This window comes from Paraburkholderia sp. SIMBA_054 (genome assembly GCF_046534875.1).
Lineage (GTDB): Bacteria > Pseudomonadota > Gammaproteobacteria > Burkholderiales > Burkholderiaceae > Paraburkholderia > Paraburkholderia hospita.
Window position 1 is genome coordinate 145,229 of the sequence record NZ_JAWRXV010000006.1, and the last position, 25,581, is coordinate 170,809.

Consider the following 25,581-nt stretch of genomic DNA (forward strand, 5'->3'; position numbering starts at 1 on the left):
GTATTGTGCCTGAAAATGGAAGCACTTCCCTAAATTGGGGGTGGCTTGCGCAATAAACAGATCGAATTTTCCGACCAGTTCGAGGAAACCTTCGATCTGATCCGGCCCCCTAACCCAGTGTCAACCCTTCAGCGTCTGCTCCAGCACGTGAAGCTCGTGATTGAGCTGCGCGTCCTTGCCGCGCTCGTCGGCAATCTTGCGCACCGCGTGCAGCACTGTGGTGTGGTCGCGCCCGCCGAACAGCTCGCCGATTTCGGGCAGGCTCTTCTGCGTCAGCTCCTTGGCCAGGTACATCGCAATCTGGCGCGGACGCGCGATATTGGCCGGGCGCTTCTTCGAATACATGTCGGCGACCTTGATGCTGTAGAAGTCGGCGACCGTTTTCTGGATGTTTTCCACCGAAATCTGCCGGTTCTGCACCGTCAACAGGTCTTTCAGCGCTTCCTTGGTCAGCTCGATCGTGATTTCGCGGCCGTGGAACTTCGAGTACGCGAGAATCTTGCGCAGCGCGCCTTCCAGTTCGCGAACGTTCGACCGCAGATGCTTCGCAACGAAAAACGCGACATCCTCGTTCAAATTCACGCCTTCCGATTGCGCCTTGCGCATCAGAATCGCGACGCGCATCTCAAGCTCGGGCGGTTCGATTGCGACAGTAAGGCCGGAATCGAAGCGCGAAATCAGACGGTCGTCGATACCTGAGATTTCTTTCGGATAGGTATCGCTGGTGATGATCACCTGTGCCTTGTTCGCAACCAGCGCTTCGAACGCGTAGAAGAATTCTTCCTGCGTACGGGATTTGCCCGAGAAGAACTGAATATCGTCGATCAGCAGCAGGTCGAGCGAATGGTAGTAGCGCTTGAAGTCGTCGAATGCCTTGCGTTGATACGCCTTCACGACATCGGACACGTACTGTTCCGCATGGATGTAGCGGATGCGCGCGCCCGCCTTATCCATCAGCAGCTGGTTGCCGATCGCGTGAATCAGGTGGGTCTTGCCAAGGCCCACGCCGCCGTACAGGAACAACGGGTTGTACGAGATGCCGGGATTGTCGGCGACCTGAATCGCGGCCGCGCGCGCCAGCTGATTCGCCTTGCCGGTCACGAAATTGTCGAAGGTGAGCACGGGGTTCAGCTTCGAACGCTCGTACATCGAGTCGCTTTCGCCGTTCGCGGCCGCGCCTGGACGCCACGTGCGGCGCGCGGCCGCGGCTTCGTTCGCGTCGAGGCTGGGGAGATCGAGGTCGGCGGCATCGTCGGTCAGTTGCGCGGCGTGCGTGTGCGCGCCGAGGCCCGCGCGCGTCGCGTGAGCCGCCTGTACGGCGCCGACTGCCGCGTCGACGGCTGCGGCGGCACTGCGCGCGCCCACCGACGATGGCCGCGACGGCGCGGCAGGCGCCGAACGCACGCCGGCTTTGGGATCGAGGACGAACTGGACGTCGACGGGCGAATGCCAGAAGTCACGCGCGAGATCGGTGATGCGGCCGGAAAACTGGCTCTTGACCCAATCCAGCTTGAAACGGTTCGGCGCTGCGATGCTCAGGGTATTCGCATCGGCGTCGAAGGCGACCGGGGCCAACGGTTTGATCCACGTCACGTACTGCTGGGGCGTCAATTCACGCTCCAGCAATGCGGAACAGTGTTGCCAGAATTCGTTCATCAAGTTGCTATCGTTATGTTTGCGACGCGTCCCGCCGGCGCTCTGATCGCGGAATACGCGACGAGGCCCGAAGCAGCCAGGCGGAAAAGCCCCAGACGCTTGTGCCACAAGGGTTTGCGGGGTCAAGCGGGCCGGGGCGGCGTGCGTGATTTTTGGGAAGTAAGGCGAGATTCTACCGCCAAAACGGTGCGTAAAGTGAGTTATCCACAGGGCCCGATCAAACACCGCCGACAATCGCCGCCTGTGGATCATCGCCCTAAACTATTGACGACTCAGAGAAAACCGGTTTAAATAGCGGGTTCCGCGAAAACCAATTTTCGAACCTCCGGCCATTGCACTTTCAGCGATGCTCGCGCGGTTATTTCTCAACAAGTGAGAGCAACATGAAACGTACCTACCAACCTTCCGTGACGCGCCGTAAGCGCACCCATGGCTTCCGCGTTCGCATGAAGACCGCTGGTGGCCGCAAAGTCATCAACGCACGCCGCGCGAAGGGCCGCAAACGCCTCGCCATCTAAGGCAGGCTGATACGCGGTCAAGCCGAGTGCGCGCTGTGTCCGACACCCGTGACGCTGCGGGAACGGCAGACGCGCCGCATCAGAACGTCGTTCCGGTGCAGGCGTCCGCAGCCTTTCCCAAAGCCGCAAGGCTGCTAAAAACGGATGAATTTTCATCCGTTTTTCGTTTGCGCCCGTGGCGCCGAACGGCTCACTTCGTCGTGTACGCGCGGCCCACGGGCAATGAAGCGCGGCTCGGCCTCGTGATCGGCAAGAAGTTTGCGCCGCGCGCGGTCACGCGCAATCTGGTGAAGCGCCTCGCGCGCGAAGCGTTTCGCTTGCGTCGCGCGGAGTTCGGCGGCTGGGACGTGTTGCTGCGCCTGCACGCCAAATTCGACAGGAAGGCGATGCCCAGCGGATCGTCGCCGCCGTTGAAAGCGCTGTGCCGTGGCGAAATCGACGTGCTGCTCGACAAGGCGGCGCGCGAAATCGCCCGTCGCGAAGCGCCGGCAGCATCGGCAGGACAGGCGGCCGACACGCCGCCAGCCGCACCATGAGGCCCGCGCAGTCCACATGCGCGGCTGTTTTGCGGCGCTTCTTATCGGGCGGCGCGGTTGGGCCGCACTAGTCATGCAAACGGTATTATTCGCCTTGCTGCGTTTCTACAAGATTGCCGTGAGTCCCATGCTCGGCAATCGGTGCCGTTTTTATCCCTCCTGTTCGGATTACGCGCGCGAAGCAATCCAGTATCATGGCGCCGCGCGTGGTACTTACCTCGCCGCCAGGCGCCTGTGCCGCTGTCACCCGTTTTCGGCGGGCGGCATCGATCTTGTCCCGCCTCCAACTCCTAAGAAGCGCTGACGCGCTGTGCCATCGACACTGAGACAACGCATGGATATCAAACGCACCGTCCTATGGGTCATCTTCTTCATGTCAGCTGTCATGCTGTTCGACAACTGGCAGCGCGACCATGGACGCCCGTCGATGTTCTTCCCGAGCGCGACGCAGACCAAGACGGCAGCTCCAGCTGCGCCGGGTTCGGCGGCGGCGGGAAGCCAACCGGCCGATTTGCCGCAGACGAGCGCCGCGGCGCCCGGCTCGACGGCACCCGCTACGCAGCAGGCGCAGCTGGTTTCGTTCAGCACTGACGTCTACCGCGGCCAGATCGACACGCGTGGCGGCACGCTGTCCAAGCTCACGCTGATCAAGCCGGGCGAGGGCAAGCAGCCCGATCAGGTGATCACGCTGTTCGACCACACGGCCGATCACACGTATCTCGCGCGCACGGGCCTGCTCGGCGGCGACTTCCCGAACCACACTGACGTGTTCACGCCCGTTCCCGGTCAGGCGACCGACATGACGGGCAACACGCTGAAGCTGTCGTTCGAGTCGCCGGAAAAGGGCGGACTGAAGGTCGTGAAGACCTACACGTTCACGCGCGGCAGCTACGTGATCGACGTCGACACGAAGATCCAGAACGTCGGCACGACGCCCGTCAAGCCGACCGCGTACATGGAACTCGTGCGCGACAGCCAGCCTGTCGAGACGCCGCGCTTCTCGCATACGTTCATCGGGCCGGCTGTGTACACGGAGCAGCATCACTTCCAGAAGTTGACGTTCGGCGACATCGACAAGAACAAGGAAGACTACGCAACCTCCGCCGACAATGGCTGGGTCGCGATGGTGCAGCACTATTTCGCGTCGGCGTGGATTCCGCAGCAGGGCGTCAAGCGCGATATCTACGTCGAGAAGATCGACCCGTCGCTGTATCGCGTGGGCGTCAAGCAGCCGCTGCAGACGATCGAACCGGGTAAGACGGTCGACGTGAATGCGCGTCTGTTCGCCGGTCCGGAAGAAGAGCGCATGCTCGAAGGCATCGCGCCGGGTCTGGAACTGGTGAAGGACTACGGCTGGGTGACGATCATCGCGAAGCCGCTGTTCTGGCTGCTCGAGAAGATCCACAGCTATGTCGGCAACTGGGGCTGGGCGATCGTGCTGCTGACGCTGCTGATCAAGGCGGTGTTCTTCCCGCTGTCGGCCGCGAGCTACAAGTCGATGGCCCGCATGAAGGAAATCACGCCGCGTATGCAGGCGCTGCGCGAGCGTTTCAAGGGCGATCCGCAGAAGATGAACGCGGCTCTGATGGAGCTGTACAAGACTGAGAAAGTGAATCCGTTCGGCGGCTGTCTGCCCGTCGTGATTCAGATTCCGGTGTTTATCTCGCTGTACTGGGTGCTGCTGTCGTCAGTGGAAATGCGCGGCGCGCCGTGGATTCTCTGGATTCACGATCTGTCGCAACAAGATCCGTACTTCATCCTGCCGGTGCTGATGGCCGTCTCGATGTTCATTCAGACGAAGCTCAACCCGACGCCGCCGGATCCCGTCCAGGCCAAGATGATGATGTTCATGCCGATCGCGTTCTCGGTCATGTTCTTCTTCTTCCCGGCGGGTCTCGTGCTGTACTACGTCGTGAACAACGTGCTGTCGATCGCGCAGCAGTACTACATCACGCGCATGATGGGGCAGAGGAAGAAGGCCGCCTGATCGAGCGCTCGGATCGGAGAGGAATCGTCCGATCCGATACGAAGCAACATAAAAAACCGCCCGGTTTCTGCCGGGCGGTTTTTTTTACGTCTGCGATTTTCTAAGCGTTATAAGCGTCGCCGTAAAACTGCGAGATCAGTTCCTGAACCAGATAGCGATGATGCGGCGTCAATGATTCGATTTTCGACGCGAGCTCGAGCGTCTCGGGCGAAAGCGGATATTTCTCGCCACGCGCCAACGGCTTCGGAACATTCCGCGTCGATCCTCCCGGCGAAGGCCCGTAATGCAGCCAATGGACATCCACTTCGAGCCAAGCCGCGAGCGTGAGCAACTTGTCGTCAGTGGGGATCGTGCGGCCGCTCAGCCACTTGTGCACCGTTTGCGGTGACACGGGCTGATCGCCGCGATGGCGTAGATTGAAATGCAATGCGAGATCGGTCCCGCCCTTGAGTTTTTCCGGGGCGCGTCTCATCGCGAACTTGAGTCGCTCGGCAAAAGCCGCTTTTTCTTCGACGGTTGGCATCGGCAGATTGTGCAGTCCGTCGCATCGCAGGTAGACAACTGTACACGCTACATTTCGCGTGTCTGAGATTTGCCTATCTCGTTACAGCAACCCATCGGAAGCGCTCTCCCAAAGATTCCAGAGTCCGCTTTACGTTGATCTGTAGGGCTTAGACTACACGAAGGGTCCGAATTCCTCTATCTGTGGACCCAGGAATCTCTTAGCCCGATTGAGATAAATCTGAAACATCTCGTTCGCCCGCGGCGACGAGGTCCACGCGCTAACACCCGAAAGGCCCGCGTTACAATGCCAGGCGTTCAGCGCACGGCTAGTGCGCTGCTTTCTTACTCCTCTCTGCCGCTTCCGACATGCTCGCAACCGATTTCGATCCGATCGTCGCCATTGCCACCGCGCCCGGCCGCGGCGGGATAGGTGTGGTGCGGATTTCGTTCGGGCGCGCCGGCGAAGCGGCGGCGCAGCCGATGATGCAGGCGCTCACCGGGCAACCGCTGACGCCGCGCCACGCGAGCTACGTCCCGTTTCTTGACGGCGGCGGAAACGCGCTCGATCGCGGCATCGCGCTGTATTTTCCGGCTCCGCATTCCTACACCGGCGAACATGTGCTCGAGTTGCAGGGGCACGGCGGCCCGATCGTGCTCCAGCTGGTTCTGCAGCGCTGCATCGATGCCGGACGTGCGTTCGGTCTGCGGCTTGCGGAACCGGGCGAGTTCACGCGTCGCGCGTTTCTCAACGACAAGCTCGATCTCGCGCAGGCCGAGGCCGTCGCCGATCTGATCGAAGCCAGTACGGAAGCGGCCGCGCGCTCGGCCGGCCGCTCGCTGGAAGGCGCGTTTTCGCGTGATATCCATTCTTTGGTTGAAGAGGTGATCACGTTGCGGATGCTCGTCGAGGCGACGCTCGATTTCCCCGAAGAAGAAATCGATTTTCTCGAAGCCGCCGACGCACGCGGCAAGCTTGCGCGCATCCGCGAGCGTCTCGCGCTGGTGCTGAGCGAAGCCCGGCAGGGCGCGCTGCTGCGCGAGGGCTTGTCCGTCGTGCTGGCCGGGCAGCCAAACGTCGGCAAATCGTCGCTGCTGAACGCGCTCGCGGGCGCGGAACTCGCAATCGTCACGCCGATTGCGGGCACGACCCGCGACAAGGTCGCGCAGACGATACAGATCGAAGGCATCCCGCTGCATGTGATCGACACGGCGGGGCTGCGTGAGACGGAAGACGAGGTCGAGAAGATCGGTATCGAGCGAACCTGGGGTGAGATCCAGCGCGCCGATGTCGTGCTACATCTGCTCGACGCCCGTTCGGGCATGACCGCCGACGACGATGCGATCGCCGCGCGGTTTCCGATGGGCGTGCCCGTTGTTCGCGTGCTGAACAAGACAGATCTGACGGGAATCGCACCGAGCGTTACCGGCTTGAACGGGACGGACGAGGGCGATTCGTGCGAGGTTCGCCTGTCCGCAAAAAGGGGCGACGGGATCGACTTGCTCCGGGGCGAACTACTGCGCATCGCGGGTTGGCAAGCCGGCGCGGAAACCGTCTATCTGGCGCGCGAGCGGCATCTGATTGCACTTCGAGCCGCGCAAGAACATTTGGGACTCGCCGCAGCACACGCTGATCAGAATGCGCAAGCTCTGGATCTGTTCGCTGAAGAGTTGCGACTGGCTCAGGATCAACTCAATTCGATCACCGGCGAATTCACTTCTGACGACCTTCTTGGTGTAATTTTCAGCAGGTTTTGTATCGGCAAGTAAGTACTTGCGGACAGCCCATATACATGGCTTTTTAGCGCCTCTATCGAAGCTGTTTTTCGGTACACAACTCTGTACACTCTGTATTTGACGCCCCCTGTGTACCGAACCCGCCAGCATGCCAAAACTCGCGACGCCGCTCAGCGAATCTCAAATCCGCACCTTGCAGCCGCGCGCCACGCGCTACAGCGTCGCCGACGGCAACGGTCTCATCCTCGAAGTCATGCCGACCGGAAAGAAGGTCTGGCGCTTCCGCTATACGCTCAACGGGCGTCGGCAACCGATGGTCACGATCGGCGACTATCAGCTGATGTCATTGCGCGTCGCTCGAGCCAGGGCGCAGAAGTATGCGGAAATCGTCGGGCAGGGCTTGTCGCCCGTGTCCATAGCTAGACAGGACCGGGGCGCCGAAAAGCGCGTCGATGTGCTGCGCGACGGCGCCGAGCTCTACGTGATGTCGGCAATGGCCCGTAAATCCGACGAGTATCGACGCACGACGCAGCGCGCGCTCGACAAGGACATCCTCCCCGCGATCGGGCACAAACCCATCGCGCAGGTCACGACGGAAGATATCCAGTCGATCTGCGACGCAATCAAGAGTCGGGGCGCGCCGCAGATGGCGCTCCACACGCGCAATGTCGCAAGGCGGCTGTTCGCGTTTCTGATCGCGCGGCAGCTCGCGAGCATCAATCCCGCCGATGCCATCGTCGCGCGCACGATCGCGACGCAGGACAGCCGCACGCGCGTGCTGACGGGAAGCGAAATCGGCACGTTGCTGCGTACGATCCATACGTCGAGCATTCGACGGCCTCTGAAGCTCGCTCTCCATCTACTCGTGCTCACGATGGTCAATAAATCCGAGTTGATCGAAGCGGCGTGGCGCGAATTCGATCTCGAAGCAGGTGTCTGGACGATTCCCGCCGCGCGTGCGAGCAACGGCCGCGATCGTCGTGTCTTTCTGTCGAGTCAGGCGCTGGCGATGTTGCGTGAGTTACGCGACATCAGAAGCAGTCGCAACTATGTCTTCCCGTCGACGCGAGGCAGCGAAGATCGCACGATTGCAAAGGGCACGCTGAATCAGGCGGCCAAAACGCTTGGGCTGGAGGGCGAACATTTCGTACTCCACGATTTCCGCCGCACGGGGTTGAGTCATCTGCGCGATGTGTTGCAATCAGTAGACGGCAAGGATGCGTTTGCAGAAGCCAAGGACACGGTCGCTGTGCGCGAGATGCAGCTCTGGGCCGATTACGTCGACGCGCAGGTTGGAGAGCAAGCAAGTTCGCCGATGGGGATGCGCTGACCTTGGCTGCCAACTTATTGGTACACAGTGTCGGATCGCCAGCGCGTATAGGCCCGTTTGACACGAGAGTCGCCCTATTAAACGAGGTTTCCGGCGATTCACTATGCGGGCCGCCCGGGATGTACTTTTAAGGTACACAGGATTCGTTTCATGTTCCTGCAACTCCCGTTCTACAAATCTTTGTGCGATAGAACCGAGGTTACGGTCCGGAATCCGGCCCGCCAAACCATCACCCGTGCAAAGCTACCTGCTCAACGTCATGCTCGCCGGATTCCGCGGCGACAGGCGCCGAGTAGACATCTGAGCCGTGCCGGTCATAGTGATCGAGCCGGAGCAGCAGACTGTCGAGGGCGCACAGTTGAATTTTGGTGAGAGAAGGAGCATCAAGGAGCGCGTGCAACCTCATGCGCCAGTACTCCGAAGTAAGGATCGTGCCGCCCATATCCCCAAGCAGCGATGGCCACATGACGCGCGAAATGTGCGCGATTTCCTGATCGATCAATCGGTTCATGTCGTCCCCCGTGACGTCTCGACAAGGCCAAAGTTTTTTACATCTGATGATTAACTTTAGCCGGATTTTAGCCAGTCACTACCTATGCAAACAAATAGGTATCCCGGCGATGTCGGGCCACAAACTAACGACATCGCATGGCCTCAAGCGTACGCATGCACGTCGCATGACAATCGGGGGAACAGAATGATGTTTGGACGTCAGTTTGACGACGTGACGCATAAGGGCGAGTGAGATGCAGCACATCCGCAAGGCGACGCGCTGCGCAACACCGGAAATTCAAGTGAGGGATACAAAAAACAGAGGGCGCAAAGAGCTAAGCGTCATCCGCCGGCGGCTCGGGCGCGCGGCACCGAACCGCAAAGCGAGGTCAATGCCACGCTGACCACGATCAGCGCCAACATGAATAGCCAGTATTCCGTCCCACGAGAAAGAGAAGGCCAGCACGTTAGCCTCCGTTCGCTCCGGATACTGTCAACCCGCCTAATGATGCAGCAGGCTGCGAATCGGATGCCGCCAGTCCATCCGCCTGTGATGGTCGTCATCGTGCAAGGCCTGGCGATGTTCCTGCCAGAGTTCGTCGGAAAACAGAAACGCGACGATGATTAGTGGCACGATCAGAAACGCGCCCAGAATCAGATGCTCGATCACAGTAACCTCCTGATCGATGGAACAGCGACAATTTCATTGTAGGCGTGTTGCAAGTCACTGCGTGTGATCCACCGCGCACACCATGTGCGCTATTCGAGTGAAGCAAGTAGCGCGCCCGGTGCGTCGCGTTCCGCCGATCAGAATGCGCTTATGCCGTCGACTTCCTCCATGCCGCGGCCAGAAGTCCCGCGCCGATCAGCAGCGTGCCTCCTGTGCAGTTGACCCCACGCTGCACGCGCGGGCTGCGGATCGCGCGCCGCGCGGCCGAAGCAAGCACGGCATATCCCAACGCATTCAAAGTCCCGAGCGCGACGAAGGTGGCTTCGAAAATCGCAATCTGCGACCACGTGGCGACTTGCGTATCGATGAACTGCGGCACGAACGCCACGAAGAACACGATGCTTTTCGGATTGAGTGCTGTCACCGCATATGCGTGCGCGAATATCCGGCTCGGGCGGGTCTCGCCTGTGGCCGGCGCGTCGGCCGTCGACACGGGAGCACGCCACAGCTTGATGCCGAGATAGATCAGATACGCTGCGCCGAGCCACTTGAGCGCGGTAAACAGCGTCGCGGACGCGGCGAGGATCACGCCAAGCCCGAGCATTGACGCCGTCATCGACGTGAGGTCGCCGAGTGCGACCCCCGCGGTCGTCACCATGGCAAATCGACGGCCGTGTCCGAGCGCATAAGAAATTACAAGCAGCACGGTAGGTCCGGGAATCGCGACGAGGATCGCGGAGGCGATGGCAAAAGGAAGCCAGTGTGCAAGTGTCATGAAAGTCTCCTGGGACCGGGCCCGGCGCTTCGGCGCGTCGCTCCCGTTCGTGTTTTTTGGGCCGATCGATTTATCCACGAACACGGCGTTCGTGCAAGCGCCCGTTTAAGTTTGTTCAGAAACACAGAGCGCACCGCCCTCAGGCATCTTTTTTATTCTGCGTTCGCTTCAGCTCGTGACGGTTTTTCATGAGTCGCACGAATGACTTTGTGTGCAACGCATCAATGGCTTAGCCATTGATCGCAAACGGTTTAAAAACCGTTTAAGCGTAAACGCTGATCTCGTCCTCAAACGATCATCCACTATGCCTTCACGCCTTCAATCGCAATTCGCAATCCGCCTAATAATCGCGGTATTACGTCATTAGGGCGGCATCAATTCGTACTGTAACGCGGTGCGACATTTAGCCGCTGTTGCAAGCGCACACAAGATGTGCTTGCCGTTCAAAACGTTTCATCTAGATTTAAAGATGTGCTTGTTTTCCGGCAGTTAAACACATAGCTAACCTGAGACGTACCCCGCAAGGAGGTAACCATGAACAAGCGAGTCGCCATTCTTTTTGCGCTGACGGGTCTATTCGCAGCAGCAGGCGCGCAGGCGCAGGACGTCGTGATCAAGCCCCAGCAAACGGTGCAGTTCAAGGCGAATTCATATGGCTGCCTGTCGAAGGACAAACTCGACGCCGTCACGCAACACGCGCAGGCCGGCGAGCAACAACAAATGCAGGAGTTCTTCTCCGGTTATCAGTGCATTTCCACGCCGGAGCATTCGGATTTCCGCGTAGTCCGCGTGGTTGGGCATGACGTCGAATTCGTCAATGCCGGCAATAGCGATACACAAGGCCTTTGGACCACCGACCGATTCATCAAGCAATAAGCATTTAAAGTTGGATTGCACCCGACAGCAAATGTCGGGTGAATACAAACATCCCAACGAAAGCATTCCTTTCGCGTCTCGGCATGGCCAGGTTCTAACCTGGCCATCATCGTTTTTCAGCTGACCTTTGGTCCGACGTCAGCGCGCCGATCGGTCGCGCGAAACCTGTCCACTGATTCCATCTGCTCATCACCCGCGCCCGGCGGCCTCATCAGGCTGTCATGCCGCACCCGCATATTCGGTATCATCACGGTCCCACCTTGCAGCCAGACGCGAAACGCGCGTGATGGCTCGATAGCGAGGACTCGGCACATATGTTGCTGCTTTCAAGACAATCGAAAGCAGGAAGGTTGATGCGACAGGGCTTTACGGCCCGACGTCGCGGCAATCCGGCAAATGTGTTTCATCGGCGAGACGCGCGACCGAGGCGCCACCGCTTCAAGGCAGGGGATGACCATGGCAAGGTACGCCGACTCTCTATTCACTCTCCGGTCCGCATTTGCGGGACCAGGTTGTAGCATGGCTCTGAAATCGACAATCTATAAGGCTGACCTCCAGATCGCCGACATGGACCGGCACTACTACGCGGACCATTCGCTGACGATCGCGCTGCACCCGTCGGAAACCAACGAGCGGATGATGGTCCGCGTCGCCGCGTTCGCGATGTTCGCGCAAGAGCGCCTCGAATTCTGCAAGGGTCTGTCGGACATCGACGAACCCGATCTGTGGGCCAAGGATCTGACAGGCGCCATCGACACGTGGATCGACGTCGGTCAACCGGACGAACGCCGCATCGCAAAGGCGAGCGGGCGCGCAAATCAAGTGATCGTGATCGCGTATGGCGGCCGGACTTCCGACATCTGGTGGCAAGGCGTGCGCAGCAAGGTCGAACGTCTGCGCAACGTGACCGTCTGGTCGCTCGGTGAAAACGTCGCGCCGGCGCTAGCCGCGCTGGCCGAACGGACGATGCGCCTGCAATGCACGGTTCAGGATCACGCGGCGTGGCTAGGCAGCGAAACCGCCGACGCCGTTCCCGTCGAATGGACGGTGCTCAAAGCTCCAGCGAACGCGCGTCCCGCGGCGCACGGTGGCCGCTGACCGGTGGTGATTGCACGCTCTGTGTACCAAAAAATGAGCCTGGCAATTATGGCTTACCAGCCGGTGGGCCTTTGAGTTCGACCATATTGCCCTCCGGATCGAACAGATACAGCGACGGTCCATAACCATCCGCACCGTAACGTTGCGCCTCTTCACCGATGCGCACGTCATGCGCGGCGAACCATGTCTTCAGCGCGTCGGCGTCGAAGGGTTCGACGCGCAGGCAAACGTGATCCATGTTTCGCCCCGCGCCGGGCGCACCACTTTCCGGCCGGTCGATCTTTCCGCCAACCTGCAACAGATCGATCAACGAGCGTCCCGCGCGCAACTGGATCAGGCCGATTTCGAGTTGTTCCCTGTCTACCGTGCAGCCGAGCACGTCCTGATAAAAGCGCGTCATCGCGTCGAGGTTAGCAGCGCGGATGACAACGTGATCGATATCGAGAATCTGGAATTTCATGGCGCGGCGTCCCGTCTCTGAGGTTCCGGTGAAGAGCCCAGTGTAGAAGGAATTGCGCGCGAAGATGGCGGCCAGTCAGCCTGGAGACCAAAGCGATGAGGCAAAAAAAAAGCCCGCTCGATTGGAGCGGGCTGAATCCATATCAGGAGGAGACATGGAGGAGACAAGAATCACTATACACGCCGACTTGATGCGACGCAATAACTTTTTAAGGGAAAACCCCAACTTTTTAAAGGGGCAGATTCTCCCGATATTTGGGAAAATCTACCTCGCCGCGCGGCCCAAATGACACCGCAAGAAGCGGAGCGTACTGTGAGAACCTGCCCGCTAAAGTGGTAAGCATCAAAACCGTCCCCGGGGCAAACGATGAACACAGCCATCTCCCAAGCAACGCCCGCCACGTTCGTCAACGACGACGAGCGCTGGACAGCCGTCCTGAAACGCGACATGTCCGCCGACGGTGCCTTCTTCTACGGCGTCCGGACGACGGGTGTGTTCTGCCGTCCGTCGTGCGCCTCACGCCTGCCGCGCCGCGAGAATGTCGACTTCTTCGCTTCAACCGACGAAGCGCGCGCTGCCGGCTATCGAGAATGCAAGCGCTGCCAGCCGGGCGGCCTGCCGCGCGAACTCGAGATCGTGAACCGCGCATGCGCCGCGCTCGACGCAGACCCGCAGCAACGCCTCACGCTCGCGCAACTGAGCGACGCGGTGCATGTCAGCCCGTTTCACCTGCAGCGGCTTTTCAAGCGCGTAGTCGGCGTGTCGCCGCGGCAATATCAGGCGGCCCAGCGCGGCGCGGCATTGCGCGACGCGCTGCAACGGGGCGCGGACGTGACCCGCGCCACCGTCGACGCGGGCTTCGGCTCGCCGTCCCGGATGTACGATACGGCCGCCGCAGAGCTGGGCATGGCGCCGTCCGAATATCGGCGCAAAGGCGCGGGGCTGCGCGTCCGCTACGCGAGCGCGCAGACTTCGCTCGGCCTCGTGCTGGTCGCGACGACCGACAAGGGCATCTGCAAGATCGCCTTCGGCGACGATGAAGCGTTGCTCGTCGATGATCTGCGCAACGAATTCGCGAGCGCGGAACTGATCGACGATCCGAAACGGCTCGCGCCTTTCATCGAGCAGATCGACGGTTATTTGCGCGGCACGCGTCAGCGTTTCGATCTGCCGCTCGATATCGCCGCCACGGCGTTCCAGCAGCGCGTGTGGGAAGCGCTGCGCCGCATCCCGTACGGCGAGACGCGCAGCTATTCGCAGATTGCCGAAGCCGTCGGTTCGCCGCGCGCAGTGCGGGCCGTCGCCAATGCATGCGGATCGAACCCTGTCGCGCTCGCGATACCTTGCCACCGCGTTGTGCACAAGGACGGCGCGCTGGCGGGCTATCGCTGGGGTGTCGCGCGCAAGGCCGTGCTGCTCGATACCGAGACACACCGTGAATCGCGCGACGCCGCCGAGGCCACTCATCCCACCGCCGACATGGATCACGCCGCTTGAGCCCCACGCCGACCGCAACACTCGAACTCCCGTTCAAAGCTCCCTATGACTGGCCGCGCGTCCTCCGCTTCTTCGGAGGACGCGCGACGCCGGGCGTCGAAGCCGTCGAAGACGGCCTATGGCGTCGCGCGATCGGCTGGAACGGCGACAGCGGCACGCTCAACGTCCGCAAGCATCCGCGCAGACATTGCATCGTCGCGACCATCGACGGCGCAGCGAGCCGTCACGCGGACGCCCTCGCTGCGCCGATCGCGCGCATGTTCGATTTGCAAGCGGATCCAAAGGCGATCGGCGCAAGCCTCGCCGGCGATCCCTGGCTCGCGCCGCTGGTGGCCGCGGCGCCAGGCCTGCGCGTGCCCGGTGCGTGGTCCGGGTTCGAGCTCGTCGTGCGGGCCATCGTTGGCCAGCAGGTCAGCGTGAAGGCCGCGACGACGATCATCGGACGGATCGTGCAACGCGCTGGCGAGCGTATCGACGGTCATCCGCACGAGAGCACAGCGTGGCGTTTCCCGACGCCCGCCGCGCTCGCCGCCGTCGATCTCGCGCAGATCGGCATGCCCGGCAAGCGTATCGACGCTTTGCAAGGCTTCGCGCGAGCCGTGGCGGACGGAGACGTGCCGATCGACAGCATCGGCAGCGCGTCCTTCGATCTTGCGCAGTTGCGCGCGTCGTTGCTCGCGCTGCCCGGAATCGGTCCCTGGACCGTCGAATACGTCGCGATGCGCGCCTGGCGGGACGCCGACGCGTGGCCCGCGTGGGACCTCGTGCTGATGCAGGCCATCGCAGCGCGCGATCCGGCGCTCGTGCGTCCCAACCAGCAGCGCGCGCGCACTGACGCGTGGCGGCCGTGGCGTGCCTATGCGGCGATGCATCTGTGGAATGAAGTCGCCGATCGGGCGGGCGCCGCACGCGGCGGCTAGCGGCCTTCCGCACATATCGGCGAACGTCGTCGATCGACTTCGCGGCCCTGCGCGGCGTAGAGTGAGAAGACGCGCAGCAGGCGCCCGAAGCCCGCTTGCAAGCGGCGCGGGAGCGGCCTGAGGCAACGCCAAGCAGCCGTTCTGGCGAGATGTTAAAGTGCCCGCTACTGAAAATTCCGCCGAACACGGTCGACCGCGCCGAGCAGCACCGTGCGGCGCACGGCGGCCGACCCTGTTCGACCCGCATCAATGCCAAACACGACACCCTCCCGCACGACCGACGCGCTGCTGCACCGCCTGTCCGTGCTGACATCCGGCCCGCAGCGCGACGCGCTGACGACCGGTTTGCGCGGCATCGAAAAGGAAAGCCTGCGCGTCATGCCCGACGGCCATCTCGCGATGGCGCCGCATCCGCGCGCGCTCGGCTCGGCGCTCACCCATCCTTCGCTGACCACGGACTATTCGGAAGCACTTCTCGAACTGATCACGTCCGCCGAGCACGACGCGGCGACCACGCTCGAGCGTCTCGACACGCTGCATCGCTTCGTTTATTCGGCCATCGGCGATGAGGTGCTGTGGAACAACTCGATGCCCGGCGTTCTGCCCGAAGACGATCAGATTCCGATCGCGGACTATGGCACGTCGAATATCGGCAAGCTGAAGTACGTGTACCGCGTCGGACTCGCGCTGCGCTACGGACGCACGATGCAATGTATCGCGGGCATCCACTACAACTATTCGTTGAACGAAGAAGTGTGGCGGCTGCTGCATGCCGACCAGCAATCCACGGCCAATGCCGTCGATTTCCAGTCGGACCGCTATCTCGCGCTGATCCGTAATTTCCGCCGCACGAGCTGGCTGCTGATGTATCTGTTCGGCGCGTCGCCGGCGCTCGACAGGCGCTTTCTGCGCGGCCGTGCGCACACGCTCGACACGTTCGACGCCGACACGCTGTATCGGCCGTACGCGACGAGCCTGCGCATGAGCGATCTTGGCTATTCAAATACGACGGCGCAAGCCGCGCTGCACGCCGACTACGACACGCTGCCCGGCTACCTCGACGCGCTCGCTAAAGCCGTCAGCCAGCCGTATCCGCAGTACGAGGCGATCGGCACGCAGCGCGACGGCGAATGGGTGCAGATCAACACCAACGTGCTGCAGATCGAAAACGAGTTCTACTCGACGATCCGCCCGAAGCGCGTCACGTATCCGGGCGAGCGTCCGTTGCATGCGCTTGCGGCGCGCGGCGTCCAGTATGTCGAAGTGCGCTGCATGGATATCGATCCGTTCGAACCGACGGGTATTTCGCTCGAAGCCGCGCGTTTTCTCGACGCCTATCTGCTCGTGTGCGCGCTCGACGAAAGCGCGCCGCTGCCGCCGCCGGCCTATACGGAAGCAAACCAGAACTTCGGCCGCGTGACGATGGAAGGGCGCAAGCCCGGCCTCGAACTGGTGCGCGACGGACAACCCGTCAAGATGCTCGACTGGGCCAATGAATTGCTCGCGAAAATCGATCACGCAGCCGCCGTGCTCGATTCGATTCGCGGCGACGACAGCCACGCGCGCTCGGTCGCGACACAACGCGCGAAGCTCGCGGACGCGTCGTTGACGCCGTCGGCCCGCGTGCTGCAGATCATGCGCGACAAGCAGCAGAGCTTCCTCGACTTCGGTCTCGCGCAGAGCGTCGCGCACGCGGAGCATTTCCGCGCGCGTCCGCTGGATGCAGCGCAAACGCAGGAGTTCGCTGCGCTCGCAACGCAATCGCTCGCCGAACAGGCCAAGCTGGAGCGCGAAGAAGTGGGTTCATTCGACGCGTTCGTTGCCGCGTATCGCGCTTATACGTTGAACCGCTTCAGCGTTTAGTCTGGTACGCCATCGCGTCCGCGACTCGCATCTGATGAGGGCAGCTTCGTGCTGCCCTTTTTCATGGTGCGCAAGCCGGGGACGGAAATTGCTGCAATAGATCTCGCGGTGCCCGAACGTCGCTCTGACTTCATGCGCGCGGTATGAAACGCGTCGGCAACGTCGCGGTCCAAGCCTGTATAACGCAACGCTTCGCCGCTCCGACATGGGTGAGGGAGGAATCCGGGTTATGAACAAAGGTCTGATAGCCGCGCTTTGGGTCGCGGTTTGCGTGTCAGCCGCCGGTTGCTCGACGCGAGGGCAGGTCAATCCCGATGTGATGCAGATCGCGACCGCGCCGCTGACCTGCGACAGCAAGAGTCAATGCGACGCGTGGTGGCAGCGCGCGCGCACGTGGGTCACGACGCATTCCCGTTATGAGGTCGCCACCGCGACCGATACGCTGATCCAGACAGCGGGGCCGGATGGCGGCAAGCGCGATCTCTCATTCGAAATCACGAAGACACCGAACAACGACGGCACATCGACGATCGGTTTTGCCGCGCATTGCGATAGCTCACTCGGATGCAAGCCGAACCCGTGGGAAGCGGGCGCCGACTTCAAGCAGTTCGTGCGCGGCGGCGCGGCGAATGTGGCGACGCCATTGCAATCCGGACAGTCGGGCGGATCGAGTGGTCAATCGGTCTCGTCGCCGACGGGCGAACCCGTTTCACAGTAGGACGAATCAAATCGAAGCAAATTTTTGATTAAGACTTCTCCGATTGGAGTAGAGACCCGCAGCCCCTATCGTCTCGTAACTCTAATTTCTTCTGCGAGAAGTCTCATGTTCTTTCGTATCTCGACGGCGATCGCTTGCGTCGCCGGCATCGCGGGATGCACATCCTATTCCGGGCCTGCCCACAACACCGATGTCGTGACTTTGGCCAACGGTACTCAAGCGTATCGCGTCCAATGTCTCGGTTTGCTTGAAAGCTCCAAGACCTGCATGGCCGAAGTAAAGCGCATCTGCGGCGACAAGCCGGCTGTGCGTGTTTCGTCGGTCGATCACATCACGTCGGATCTCAAGTCGGAAAACGATCCGAATGAAATCACGTTCCAGTGCGCGACGCCCGTTGTCGAGCAACCTGTCCAGCCGGCGCCGGTCGTCGTAGCGCCCGTTGTTGCGCCCGCTCCCGCCCCTGTCCGGCACGCACCGCAGCGCAAGATCACGTTGCAAGGCGACGCGACGTTCGCCGTCGGCAGCGCGACGCTGACGCCTATCGCGACAGCGAAGCTCGATGATTTCGTCGCGGCCAACCAGGGTGTTGATATCGAACGTATGACGATCGCCGGCTATACCGATTCGACGGGTTCGGCCGAACTGAACAACCGTCTTTCGGCAGCACGTGCGCGTTCGGTGCAGAGCTATCTGGCAACGGCTGGCCTGCGTGCTTCGAAGTGGGATGTGGAAGGCTACGGCAGCGCATCGCCCGTCGCGCCGAACACGACGGCTATCGGCCGCGCGAAGAACCGCCGCGTCGAGATCCAGGTCGACGGCAAGTAATCTCTCTCGTTGAAGCATCGGGAGCCGCCGCGCCCTTTTTGGGCTTCGTAACCCACACGAGACACGCAAGCACCACGAAGCCCGCACACGAGATGCGGAAGAAATCGTTGGTCGCCATCATGTAGCCCTGTTGCGTGACGATCTCGTTCAGTTGCGCCGTCACCGCCTGTCCCTTGAAACCCAGCGTCGTCAGCAGATCGCTATAAGACGTCGTATTCGCCGAATAGGTGCTCACCGATTCCGACAACACCGCGTGGTGATAGATCGCGTCGTTTTCCCAATACGTCGTGCTGGCCGCCGTGCCGATTGCGCCTGACAGTGTGCGCAGAAAATTCGATAACCCAGATGCGCTTGCCAGCCGTTCATCCGAAATGCTGGACAGCGTGATAGTCGCCATCGGCACGAAGAAGCAGGCCACGCCGATGCCCTGCACGAGACGCGGCAGAATCACCTGATTGAACGGTGCATCGAGCGTGAACGTCGAGTTCCACAACGACACGATCGCAAACACGACGAACGCGAAGCTCGCGACGATCCGCAAATTGAGCCGATGCATGTTGCGCCCGATCATCGGCGACAGCACGAGCGCGAGCAGTCCGACGGGCGCGGTCGCGAGCCCCGCTTTTCCCGCCGTGTAGCCCATCACCGTCTGCAGCCAGAGCGGAAAAATCACGACGGAGCCGAAGAATGCCATAAAGCCGAACGAGATGATCAGCGCGCCCAGTGCGAAGTTGCGGTCTTTGAAGAGCGACAGGTCGACGACGGTTTCTTTCTCCGTCATCTCCCACACGATCATGAACGCGAGCGACGTCACCGCAATGATCGCGAGCGCGACGATGAACGTCGAGCTGAACCAGTCGCGGTCCTTGCCGAGGTCGAGCATCATCTGCAGGCATGACACGCCGATCACCAGCAGTCCGAGACCGATGCCGTCGATGCGCTGTTTCGTCGTCTGCGTTTCGCGTCCGCGCAGCAGAAAGTACGAGCACGCCGCCGAGAAGAGGCCAATCGGCAGATTGATGTAGAAGATCCATGGCCAGGTGTAGTTGTCGGTGATCCAGCCGCCCATCACGGGACCGAAAATCGGCGCGACGATCACGGTCATTGCCCATAAGCCGAGCGCGAGGCCGCGTTTCTCGAGCGGGTAGGAGCGCATCAGAATCGTCTGCGAAAGCGGCACCATCGGACCGGAAACCAGCCCCTGAAGCAGACGGAACGCGATCAGCGACTCGAAATTGTGCGCGAAGCCGCAAGCCGCGGACGCGATGGTAAAGAGCAGCACCGACAGCGTGAACAGCCGGACTTCGCCGACCCTCCGCGCGAGCGGCAAACCACCGCCGATCCGCGCGTCTAAGCGACTCGCACATCGCTTCGGGATAAAGGCCGTCGTAGGGCGGCCTTTGCTTTTCCACCCTGCAGCATGGCACTCGCACAAATAGCGCCGTAACAGCGCGTAACCGTCGCCTCACCGTCGGTAACACACATGGGGCGCGGGCGGCATTACTCTTTCGATTTCATTGCCGGGCAATGCGTGCGCTACCATTCGAGCCATCGCGAGCACGCGCCGTCCATCGCGCGAGCAGCCGCTCCGCATTTCGCCTCGGCGCATGACGCTTTCCGAATCGACAGGAATTCATTTGCATGCAGTTTGATCGAACTTCGCGCGCACGCGCCTCGGTCGCGAACGTCGTGGGGCAACGCGTCCTGAACATCGGCATTTGCGCCGCGCTGGCGTTCGCGCTGGCCGGCTGTGCGGTCGGTCCCGATTACAAGCGGCCGTCGGTAGACATTCCGGCCTCGTACAAGGAAGCCGCCGACGGCTGGAAAGTCGCGCAGCCCGCCGACCAGCAAGACCGCGGCGCGTGGTGGGTCATCTACAACGATCCACAGCTTAGCGCGCTCGAAGACAAGCTCAACGCGTCGAACCAGACCGTCGCGCAGTTCGCCGCCGCCTACCGGCAGGCGCGCGCGCTGGTTGGCGAGGCGCGCGCGGCGTACTTCCCGGTGATCAGCGCAGGGGCGAGCGCGTCGCGCTCGCGCACGCCGAGCCGCAGCTTCAGCGGCTCGGTAACGGGCGGGGGCGGCGGCACGACGTCGTCGCTGAGCAGTTCCGGCACGATCAGCAACAGCTACAGCCTGTCGCTCGACGCCACCTGGGAACCCGACCTCTGGGGCAAGGTGAGCCGCACCGTCGCGAGCCAGCAGGCGGGCCAGCAGGCCGCCGCCGCCGATCTGGCGAACGCGCGCCTCTCGGCGCAGGCGACGCTCGCGCAAACCTACTTCAACATCCGTTTGCTCGACGCGCAGCAAAAGCTGCTCGACGATACCGTCGCCGCCTACCAGCGCTCGCTCACGCTCACGCAGAACCGCTACGCGCAGGGCGTCGCCGCCCGCTCGGATGTGATTCAGGCGCAAACGCAGCTGCAAACGGCGCAGGCTGCCGCCATCGACAACGGCGTCGCGCGCGCGCAAAACGAGCACGCGATCGCCGTGCTGGTCGGCGAACCGGCTTCCGCGTTCTCGCTGCCGCCCGCGCCGCTCGATGCCGTGCCGCCCGCCACGCCCGCGCAACTGCCGTCGGCGTTGCTCGAACGGCGCCCGGATATCGCATCGGCCGAGCGCAAAGCGGCGGCGGCGAACGAGCAAATCGGGGTCGCGATTTCTGCGTTCTTCCCGACGCTGACGCTGTCGGCCAGCGGCGGCTTCGAAAGCTCGGTGTTCTCGCAGTTGCTGCAAATGCCGTCGCGCTTCTGGACGCTTGGACCCTCGCTCGCCCAGACCATCTTCGACGCGGGTCTCCGCAAGGCGCAGACGGACGCCGCACGCGCCACCTATGACCAGGACGTCGCCACCTACCGGCTAGCCGTGCTGACGGCGTTCCAGGACGTCGAGGACAACCTTGCTTCGCTGCGCATCCTCGAGCAGGAAGTCACGGTGCAGCAGCAGGCCGTCCAGTCCGCGCAGCAGGCGCTCGAAATCGTCACGAACCAGTACAAATCGGGCACCGTCGACTATCTGAACGTGCTGACCGCGCAGACCACCGCGTTCACCGCCGAGCAGAAGCTGGCGAGCATCGCGGGGCAGCGGATGGTGTCGTCGGTCGGGCTCGTCAAGGCGCTCGGCGGCGGCTGGGAAGTCGAGCAGATGAATCGCGAGACGGGCGATGTCGCAGCGCCTGTGCCCGCGTCCGCGCCTGTCGCGCCCGTTGCGAAATCGTCCACCTCAGCGGGCTAAACGGCAAATCCACCAACGCAAACGGCCGCCATGCGCAGACATGGCGGCCGTTGTGTTTTCTGCAGGCAAGAAGCGAAAAGATCAGTGGACGAAGGTCAGCGCGACCTGTCCAGGCCCAGTCGGGCGTCCGAGCAGATTCAGAAGACCGGCGAGATTGTCGACGGAGTCGGGCGTCGTGCTCGCCGTGCCCATGAACGACGTTGAGGCCTCGCTGAGCGTGCCGTGACCGTTCAGCAGCAGCGGCCCCTTCGTCGTCGACAGATCGAGCGTGCCCGATCCACCCTGCGCCTGAAACACCACGCGATACGACCCGAGCGGCTTCACGCGCGACACGCGCGAGCTCATGTCGTTCAGCGTCACGATCAACTGACCGAATGCCTGGCGATTGAAGCTACGCCAGTCGGTCCACGTCAGCCGCACGTCGCCTTGCAGATCGAGCGTGTTGAACGGCGCACCGAGGCCCGCGAGCAACGACGCAGGCACGGCGATCGTGCCGCCCGACAGCGTCGCGCTGCGCATCGTTGCATCGACCGTGACGGGGTCGTGCATCGCCTGGCTTTGCAGCATCTGCATCCGCACGCGGCCCGTTAACAGCGGCCAGAACGACGTGCGCCATTCGATGCGCCCCGGTAGCAGCGTCGCGCTTTCTGCGCCCGGCCCGGCGGCGAGCATCAGCGACGCCGATCCGTGCCACAGCGAACCTGACGGCTCGACGAGATTGACATGCCCTTGCGTGGCCTTCGCGAACTGCGGCGTGACCCAGGCGGCGGGCGCCATCACGAGCAGCACCACGACGTTCGCGATCAGCGCGACGGCGATCCAGGGCAGCGCGGCGCGTAATCGCCGCATCCAGAAACTCATGCGTGATCCCGTGGCTGTGCCGTCATTTGATCGTTGCCGGTTGCAGCGATGCCGTCAGATCGACCTGCCCGTCCTGCTTCAACCCCGTGACATGCGCCTCGGACACCTGCACCTTGAACTGCTTGCGCGCGTCGTCGAGCCATTCGGTCCACGCGGGAAACGACGCGTTCTTCAACTGGATCTGCACTGCGTTGCCGAGCACCTGTACCTGCGTCGGTGCGAGGCCGTGGTCGTTCAGCGACGCCGTCAGCGCATCCTTCAGCGCGCCGCCCGTCGGCGCCACACCCTGCGCCGCCGCCGACAGCGCGCGCGCCTCGTTCGCCTGCGCGGTCATCTGCGAAAGCTGCCGTTGCAGGCCCGGGATCGATTCATGCAACCGTGCGCGCCCTTCCTGCGCTGGCGCCCACAGCACCGACCAGATGATGACGACGGCCAGCACCGCGCCACCCCACGTCAAAAGCGCCTTTTCGCGCGGCGTGCGGGCATCCCAGAATCCGGCCCACGTGTTCAACAGTTCTGCTTTCATTGTCCGTTCCTGATCGTCCACTTGCCGGTGTTGCTGTCGATCGCGCCCGTCAGGCCATTGCGCGTCAGACGCTGCTGGAAGTCGGGATCGACCTTGATCTCGGGTTTGAACGTCACGTCGACCCGCCGGTCGTGGTAGTCCAGCGCGGCCAGGCCGTTGACGGGAATCGGACCCAGCGAGCGCGCGAGCCCATCCGCCAAGGACAGGAAATCGTCCGGCGACAGTTCGCCCGCGGCGACGCGCAATTGCTGCAACTGACGCGCCATCTGATCGGGCGCGTCGAGCACGACCGTCGTCTTCGGAAAGGTGTTGAGCAGCAGCTCGGTCATCTGCGCGCTGATCGCATCGCGCTGGCGCGACAGCATCAGCCACTGCACGTTCGCGCCGATGATTGCGACGAGCACCGTGCCCAGCAGCAGCCACAGTGGCAAGCGCAGGCGGCGTAGCGTAGCGCGATCGAGACGCCACGGCTGCACGGCAAATTCGAACTGCGCGAGATCGAAGCGGCACTGGATCGCGTTGCGCGCGAGCGTTTCGAACGACAGCGGCAGCGCGCCCGCAATCGACGTGTGACGTCCCGATTGCGCCACCGACGCAATGCGCGGCTCGCTGCCAGGCAAATCGACGAGCGTGTACAACGTGACGGGCGCATTGCCCGCGAGCGCCGCCACCGTCGTGCCGACGGCCGATTCCGGGACGGCCAGCCCTTCGCCGAGCGGACCGCGCACGAGCGCAAGCTCGACGCGCGGCGGTGCGGCATCGACGGCGCCTTCGCCGAGCATGGCGGCCGTCGACGGCACGACATGGCCCAGCACGGCCGCAACGACGGGCGTGAGGCCCGAGACGGCCGGTTCGACGTGCGGCGGCGCAGAATCGGCACCAGCGGCCACGACTTCTTCCGCATGCACTTCAGCCGCCATCACCGCGGCGACGGGTTGCGGCAAACAACGCGTAACAGGCACCGCCTTCAGATTGCGATGACCCGCCGCTGCAAACGTCTCGACGATATAGCGGAACCAGCCACGATCGACGATCGCGAGCACGTGGCGATTGCCGGCGAGCGGCTGTGGATCGAGCGCGATGTGCGTGGTCTGCGCGTCCTGGATCAGCTGATCTTCGACGACGTTCGGCAGCGCCTGACGCAAGCGTGGCCCCTTCAGCGGCGGCACGGCCGTAGCGAGCATCAGGCAGTCGCGCGCGGCGAGCATCAGCACGGTCGAGCTTGCGCGCGGCAGCAAACCGGGCGCCGAGCGGCCGGCGCGCTGGGTGCGCCCCGATTTGTCGAGCAGCAGAAACGGCAGCTCCGGCAGTTGCCATTCCTGCGACGGCACCGCCGGATCACGCGGCGGCAGAAGAACGATCAGCGTGCTCAAAGGCCACTCTCTCGAGAAATTGCGTTGTTCATAGTTGGTCTCGTCCCCATACGATACGCGTCGTATGCGTCAGCGCGTCGCGATAGACGAGGGTGGTGCGATCGACTTCGGCGCGCTCGTGCTCGACGCGTCCATGAATCAGGAAATAGCTGGTGTTCACGTCGAGCTGGTTCGGATCGAACACGAGCTGCTGGACGCCCGCGCCGCGCAACGCGAGCTGCACATCGCCGACGTTGTGGAAGAACACGGTCTCGCGCCGCGCGACGAACGCCTGCGCATTCGACAGATTCATACCCGGCACGACAGCCGCGACCACTTCGGCGGGCGCGGTGTTCATGTTGACGGGCGTGGTCGTCGGCAGCACGGTCACGAACGGGCGCAGCCGCGCGATCATCTCCGGCGTGAAGCCGGGCACGTCGAGCAGCGAGTCGACGCCCGTCATCTGAAGCGGCGCGACGGGCGCGTTTTCATCGGCGTCTTCCAGACCGGGTTGATCGGTGTAGTTGCCGCCGCCCGCCGCGCCGCCTTGCATCTGCGTGGGATCGAGGGTAGTGGGATTGGCCGCCGTCTGGAAACGGGTCGCCGATTGCCGCAGTCCCGCGCGCAATTGCAGCGCCGTGTTCTTGGCCAGTTGCCCGTTGATGCCGAGCAGCTGCAACAAGCGCTGGAACGACTGAACCTGCTGGATGTTCAGCGTCAGTGCGCCCGGCACCGCCGTCGAAACGAGGTTGCGCAGATTGAATTTGGCCTGCGCATCTTCGATCGAACCGGAGATATAGGTCGCCCCGCCTTCCTGTGCGCGCACCTCGCCGATCTGCCCGAGAAAATCGGACAGGCGCGTGCGCGCGATCGGCACGCCCCAGACGCCGCCGAGATACGTGATTCCCGCCGACGTATCGCCTTCGGAACGAAGAATGAGCCGCGTCCAGTCGAGCGCGCCGCGCGACACCCACTGCGCCTGCGCCAGCAGCCGTTGATTCTCGATGCGCCGGATCTGCACCTGTTCCCGCCAGAGCATGCCGGAAACAAGAATCGCAGACAGCGCGACCACCAGCAGCGCGCTGATGATGGCAGCGCCGCGTTGAGCCGCAGATTTCGAACGGGCAGGGCGAAAGCGCTTGATCAAAA

At 62.5% G+C, this 25,581-nt stretch carries 24 protein-coding genes and 1 pseudogene; 14 read left to right on the plus strand and 11 right to left on the minus strand.

Annotated elements, in window-relative coordinates; all coding sequences use genetic code 11:
- Window positions 1-120: 120 nt before the first annotated feature.
- Entirely contained in the window at window positions 121-1,656 is a 1,536-nt protein-coding gene (gene dnaA / locus SB822_RS09470) for a chromosomal replication initiator protein DnaA (RefSeq protein WP_007581910.1), read from the minus strand.
- Between the two features lie 383 nt (window positions 1,657-2,039).
- Between dnaA and rpmH the strand changes: the two genes are divergently transcribed.
- From rpmH to yidC, 4 genes are all read left to right on the plus strand, one after another.
- Window positions 2,040-2,174, plus strand: coding sequence for a 50S ribosomal protein L34 (rpmH, locus tag SB822_RS09475; RefSeq protein ID WP_004198824.1), 135 nt, complete (start codon window positions 2,040-2,042; stop codon window positions 2,172-2,174).
- Between the two features lie 26 nt (window positions 2,175-2,200).
- Window positions 2,201-2,710, plus strand: a complete 510-nt coding sequence (rnpA, locus tag SB822_RS09480; RefSeq protein ID WP_397326813.1) for a ribonuclease P protein component — start codon at window positions 2,201-2,203, stop codon at window positions 2,708-2,710.
- A 73-nt stretch (window positions 2,711-2,783) separates the two neighbouring features.
- A complete protein-coding gene (gene yidD / locus SB822_RS09485) occupies window positions 2,784-3,014 on the plus strand; it encodes a membrane protein insertion efficiency factor YidD (protein ID WP_007581797.1) in 231 nt (76 codons plus the stop codon).
- A gap of 30 nt (window positions 3,015-3,044) precedes the next feature.
- Window positions 3,045-4,697 carry a membrane protein insertase YidC gene (yidC, locus tag SB822_RS09490; protein WP_090834791.1) on the plus strand — a complete coding sequence of 551 codons (1,653 nt, stop codon included), beginning with the start codon at window positions 3,045-3,047 and terminating at the stop codon, window positions 4,695-4,697.
- 100 nt (window positions 4,698-4,797) lie between these two features.
- Here yidC and SB822_RS09495 read toward each other — a convergent pair whose 3' ends face one another.
- Window positions 4,798-5,220, minus strand: a complete 423-nt coding sequence (locus SB822_RS09495; RefSeq protein WP_410854536.1) for a transcriptional regulator — start codon at window positions 5,218-5,220, stop codon at window positions 4,798-4,800.
- A 347-nt stretch (window positions 5,221-5,567) separates the two neighbouring features.
- Between SB822_RS09495 and mnmE the strand changes: the two genes are divergently transcribed.
- Window positions 5,568-6,968 (plus strand): tRNA uridine-5-carboxymethylaminomethyl(34) synthesis GTPase MnmE, encoded by a 1,401-nt coding sequence (mnmE, locus tag SB822_RS09500; protein WP_090834786.1) that lies wholly within the window; start codon window positions 5,568-5,570, stop codon window positions 6,966-6,968.
- Window positions 6,969-7,083: 115 nt separating this feature from the next.
- Entirely contained in the window at window positions 7,084-8,265 is a 1,182-nt protein-coding gene (locus SB822_RS09505) for a tyrosine-type recombinase/integrase (RefSeq protein ID WP_090834784.1), read from the plus strand.
- A 229-nt stretch (window positions 8,266-8,494) separates the two neighbouring features.
- Here SB822_RS09505 and SB822_RS09510 read toward each other — a convergent pair whose 3' ends face one another.
- The 3 genes from SB822_RS09510 to SB822_RS09520 form a co-directional block, all read right to left on the minus strand.
- Window positions 8,495-8,776 (minus strand): hypothetical protein, encoded by a 282-nt coding sequence (locus tag SB822_RS09510; RefSeq protein WP_007581786.1) that lies wholly within the window; start codon window positions 8,774-8,776, stop codon window positions 8,495-8,497.
- A gap of 483 nt (window positions 8,777-9,259) precedes the next feature.
- Entirely contained in the window at window positions 9,260-9,427 is a 168-nt protein-coding gene (locus SB822_RS09515) for a hypothetical protein (protein ID WP_410854537.1), read from the minus strand.
- Window positions 9,428-9,575: 148 nt separating this feature from the next.
- Window positions 9,576-10,202 carry a LysE family translocator gene (locus tag SB822_RS09520; RefSeq protein ID WP_007581782.1) on the minus strand — a complete coding sequence of 209 codons (627 nt, stop codon included), beginning with the start codon at window positions 10,200-10,202 and terminating at the stop codon, window positions 9,576-9,578.
- A gap of 534 nt (window positions 10,203-10,736) precedes the next feature.
- Here SB822_RS09520 and sap1 point away from each other — a divergent pair.
- Both sap1 and SB822_RS09530 read left to right on the plus strand, forming a co-directional pair.
- On the plus strand, window positions 10,737-11,078 hold the full coding sequence (sap1, locus tag SB822_RS09525; RefSeq protein ID WP_090834782.1) for a surface attachment protein Sap1: 342 nt from the start codon (window positions 10,737-10,739) through the stop codon (window positions 11,076-11,078).
- A gap of 519 nt (window positions 11,079-11,597) precedes the next feature.
- Complete coding sequence (locus tag SB822_RS09530; RefSeq protein WP_090834780.1) at window positions 11,598-12,176, plus strand: YaeQ family protein; 579 nt, start codon at window positions 11,598-11,600, stop codon at window positions 12,174-12,176.
- A gap of 46 nt (window positions 12,177-12,222) precedes the next feature.
- Here SB822_RS09530 and SB822_RS09535 read toward each other — a convergent pair whose 3' ends face one another.
- Window positions 12,223-12,636 (minus strand): VOC family protein, encoded by a 414-nt coding sequence (locus SB822_RS09535; RefSeq protein ID WP_042305057.1) that lies wholly within the window; start codon window positions 12,634-12,636, stop codon window positions 12,223-12,225.
- Between the two features lie 366 nt (window positions 12,637-13,002).
- Between SB822_RS09535 and ada the strand changes: the two genes are divergently transcribed.
- From ada to SB822_RS09560, 5 genes are all read left to right on the plus strand, one after another.
- The gene (gene ada, locus SB822_RS09540; RefSeq protein ID WP_410854538.1) at window positions 13,003-14,133 is read left to right on the plus strand and encodes a bifunctional DNA-binding transcriptional regulator/O6-methylguanine-DNA methyltransferase Ada; all 1,131 of its coding nucleotides are present in this window, start codon (window positions 13,003-13,005) and stop codon (window positions 14,131-14,133) included.
- Window positions 14,130-15,053, plus strand: a complete 924-nt coding sequence (locus SB822_RS09545) for a DNA-3-methyladenine glycosylase family protein (RefSeq protein ID WP_410854539.1) — start codon at window positions 14,130-14,132, stop codon at window positions 15,051-15,053. The genes ada and SB822_RS09545 overlap by 4 nt, the downstream gene beginning before the upstream one ends.
- Before the next feature lie 249 nt (window positions 15,054-15,302).
- Entirely contained in the window at window positions 15,303-16,916 is a 1,614-nt protein-coding gene (gshA, locus tag SB822_RS09550) for a glutamate--cysteine ligase (RefSeq protein ID WP_410854540.1), read from the plus strand.
- A 229-nt stretch (window positions 16,917-17,145) separates the two neighbouring features.
- Window positions 17,146-17,634, plus strand: a complete 489-nt coding sequence (locus SB822_RS09555) for a hypothetical protein (protein ID WP_090834775.1) — start codon at window positions 17,146-17,148, stop codon at window positions 17,632-17,634.
- Window positions 17,635-17,901: 267 nt separating this feature from the next.
- Complete coding sequence (locus SB822_RS09560) at window positions 17,902-18,459, plus strand: OmpA family protein (protein WP_244212210.1); 558 nt, start codon at window positions 17,902-17,904, stop codon at window positions 18,457-18,459.
- Between the two features lie 28 nt (window positions 18,460-18,487).
- Here SB822_RS09560 and SB822_RS09565 read toward each other — a convergent pair.
- Window positions 18,488-19,783 (minus strand): annotated as a pseudogene (locus SB822_RS09565) (DHA2 family efflux MFS transporter permease subunit); the annotation flags it as partial.
- 317 nt (window positions 19,784-20,100) lie between these two features.
- Between SB822_RS09565 and SB822_RS09570 the strand changes: the two are divergent.
- The gene (locus SB822_RS09570) at window positions 20,101-21,693 is read left to right on the plus strand and encodes an efflux transporter outer membrane subunit (protein ID WP_090834771.1); all 1,593 of its coding nucleotides are present in this window, start codon (window positions 20,101-20,103) and stop codon (window positions 21,691-21,693) included.
- Window positions 21,694-21,774: 81 nt separating this feature from the next.
- Here SB822_RS09570 and SB822_RS09575 read toward each other — a convergent pair whose 3' ends face one another.
- From SB822_RS09575 to gspK, 4 genes are read right to left on the minus strand one after another with little or no spacing between them, the layout of a single operon-like run.
- Window positions 21,775-22,554, minus strand: a complete 780-nt coding sequence (locus tag SB822_RS09575) for a type II secretion system protein N (RefSeq protein ID WP_090834766.1) — start codon at window positions 22,552-22,554, stop codon at window positions 21,775-21,777.
- 22 nt (window positions 22,555-22,576) lie between these two features.
- Window positions 22,577-23,080, minus strand: coding sequence for a type II secretion system protein GspM (gene gspM, locus SB822_RS09580; protein ID WP_090835022.1), 504 nt, complete (start codon window positions 23,078-23,080; stop codon window positions 22,577-22,579).
- Complete coding sequence (gspL, locus tag SB822_RS09585; RefSeq protein WP_090834762.1) at window positions 23,077-24,453, minus strand: type II secretion system protein GspL; 1,377 nt, start codon at window positions 24,451-24,453, stop codon at window positions 23,077-23,079. The genes gspM and gspL overlap by 4 nt, the downstream gene beginning before the upstream one ends.
- Window positions 24,454-24,481: 28 nt before the next feature.
- Window positions 24,482-25,579, minus strand: a complete 1,098-nt coding sequence (gspK, locus tag SB822_RS09590; RefSeq protein ID WP_090834760.1) for a type II secretion system minor pseudopilin GspK — start codon at window positions 25,577-25,579, stop codon at window positions 24,482-24,484.
- Window positions 25,580-25,581 lie beyond the last annotated feature (2 nt).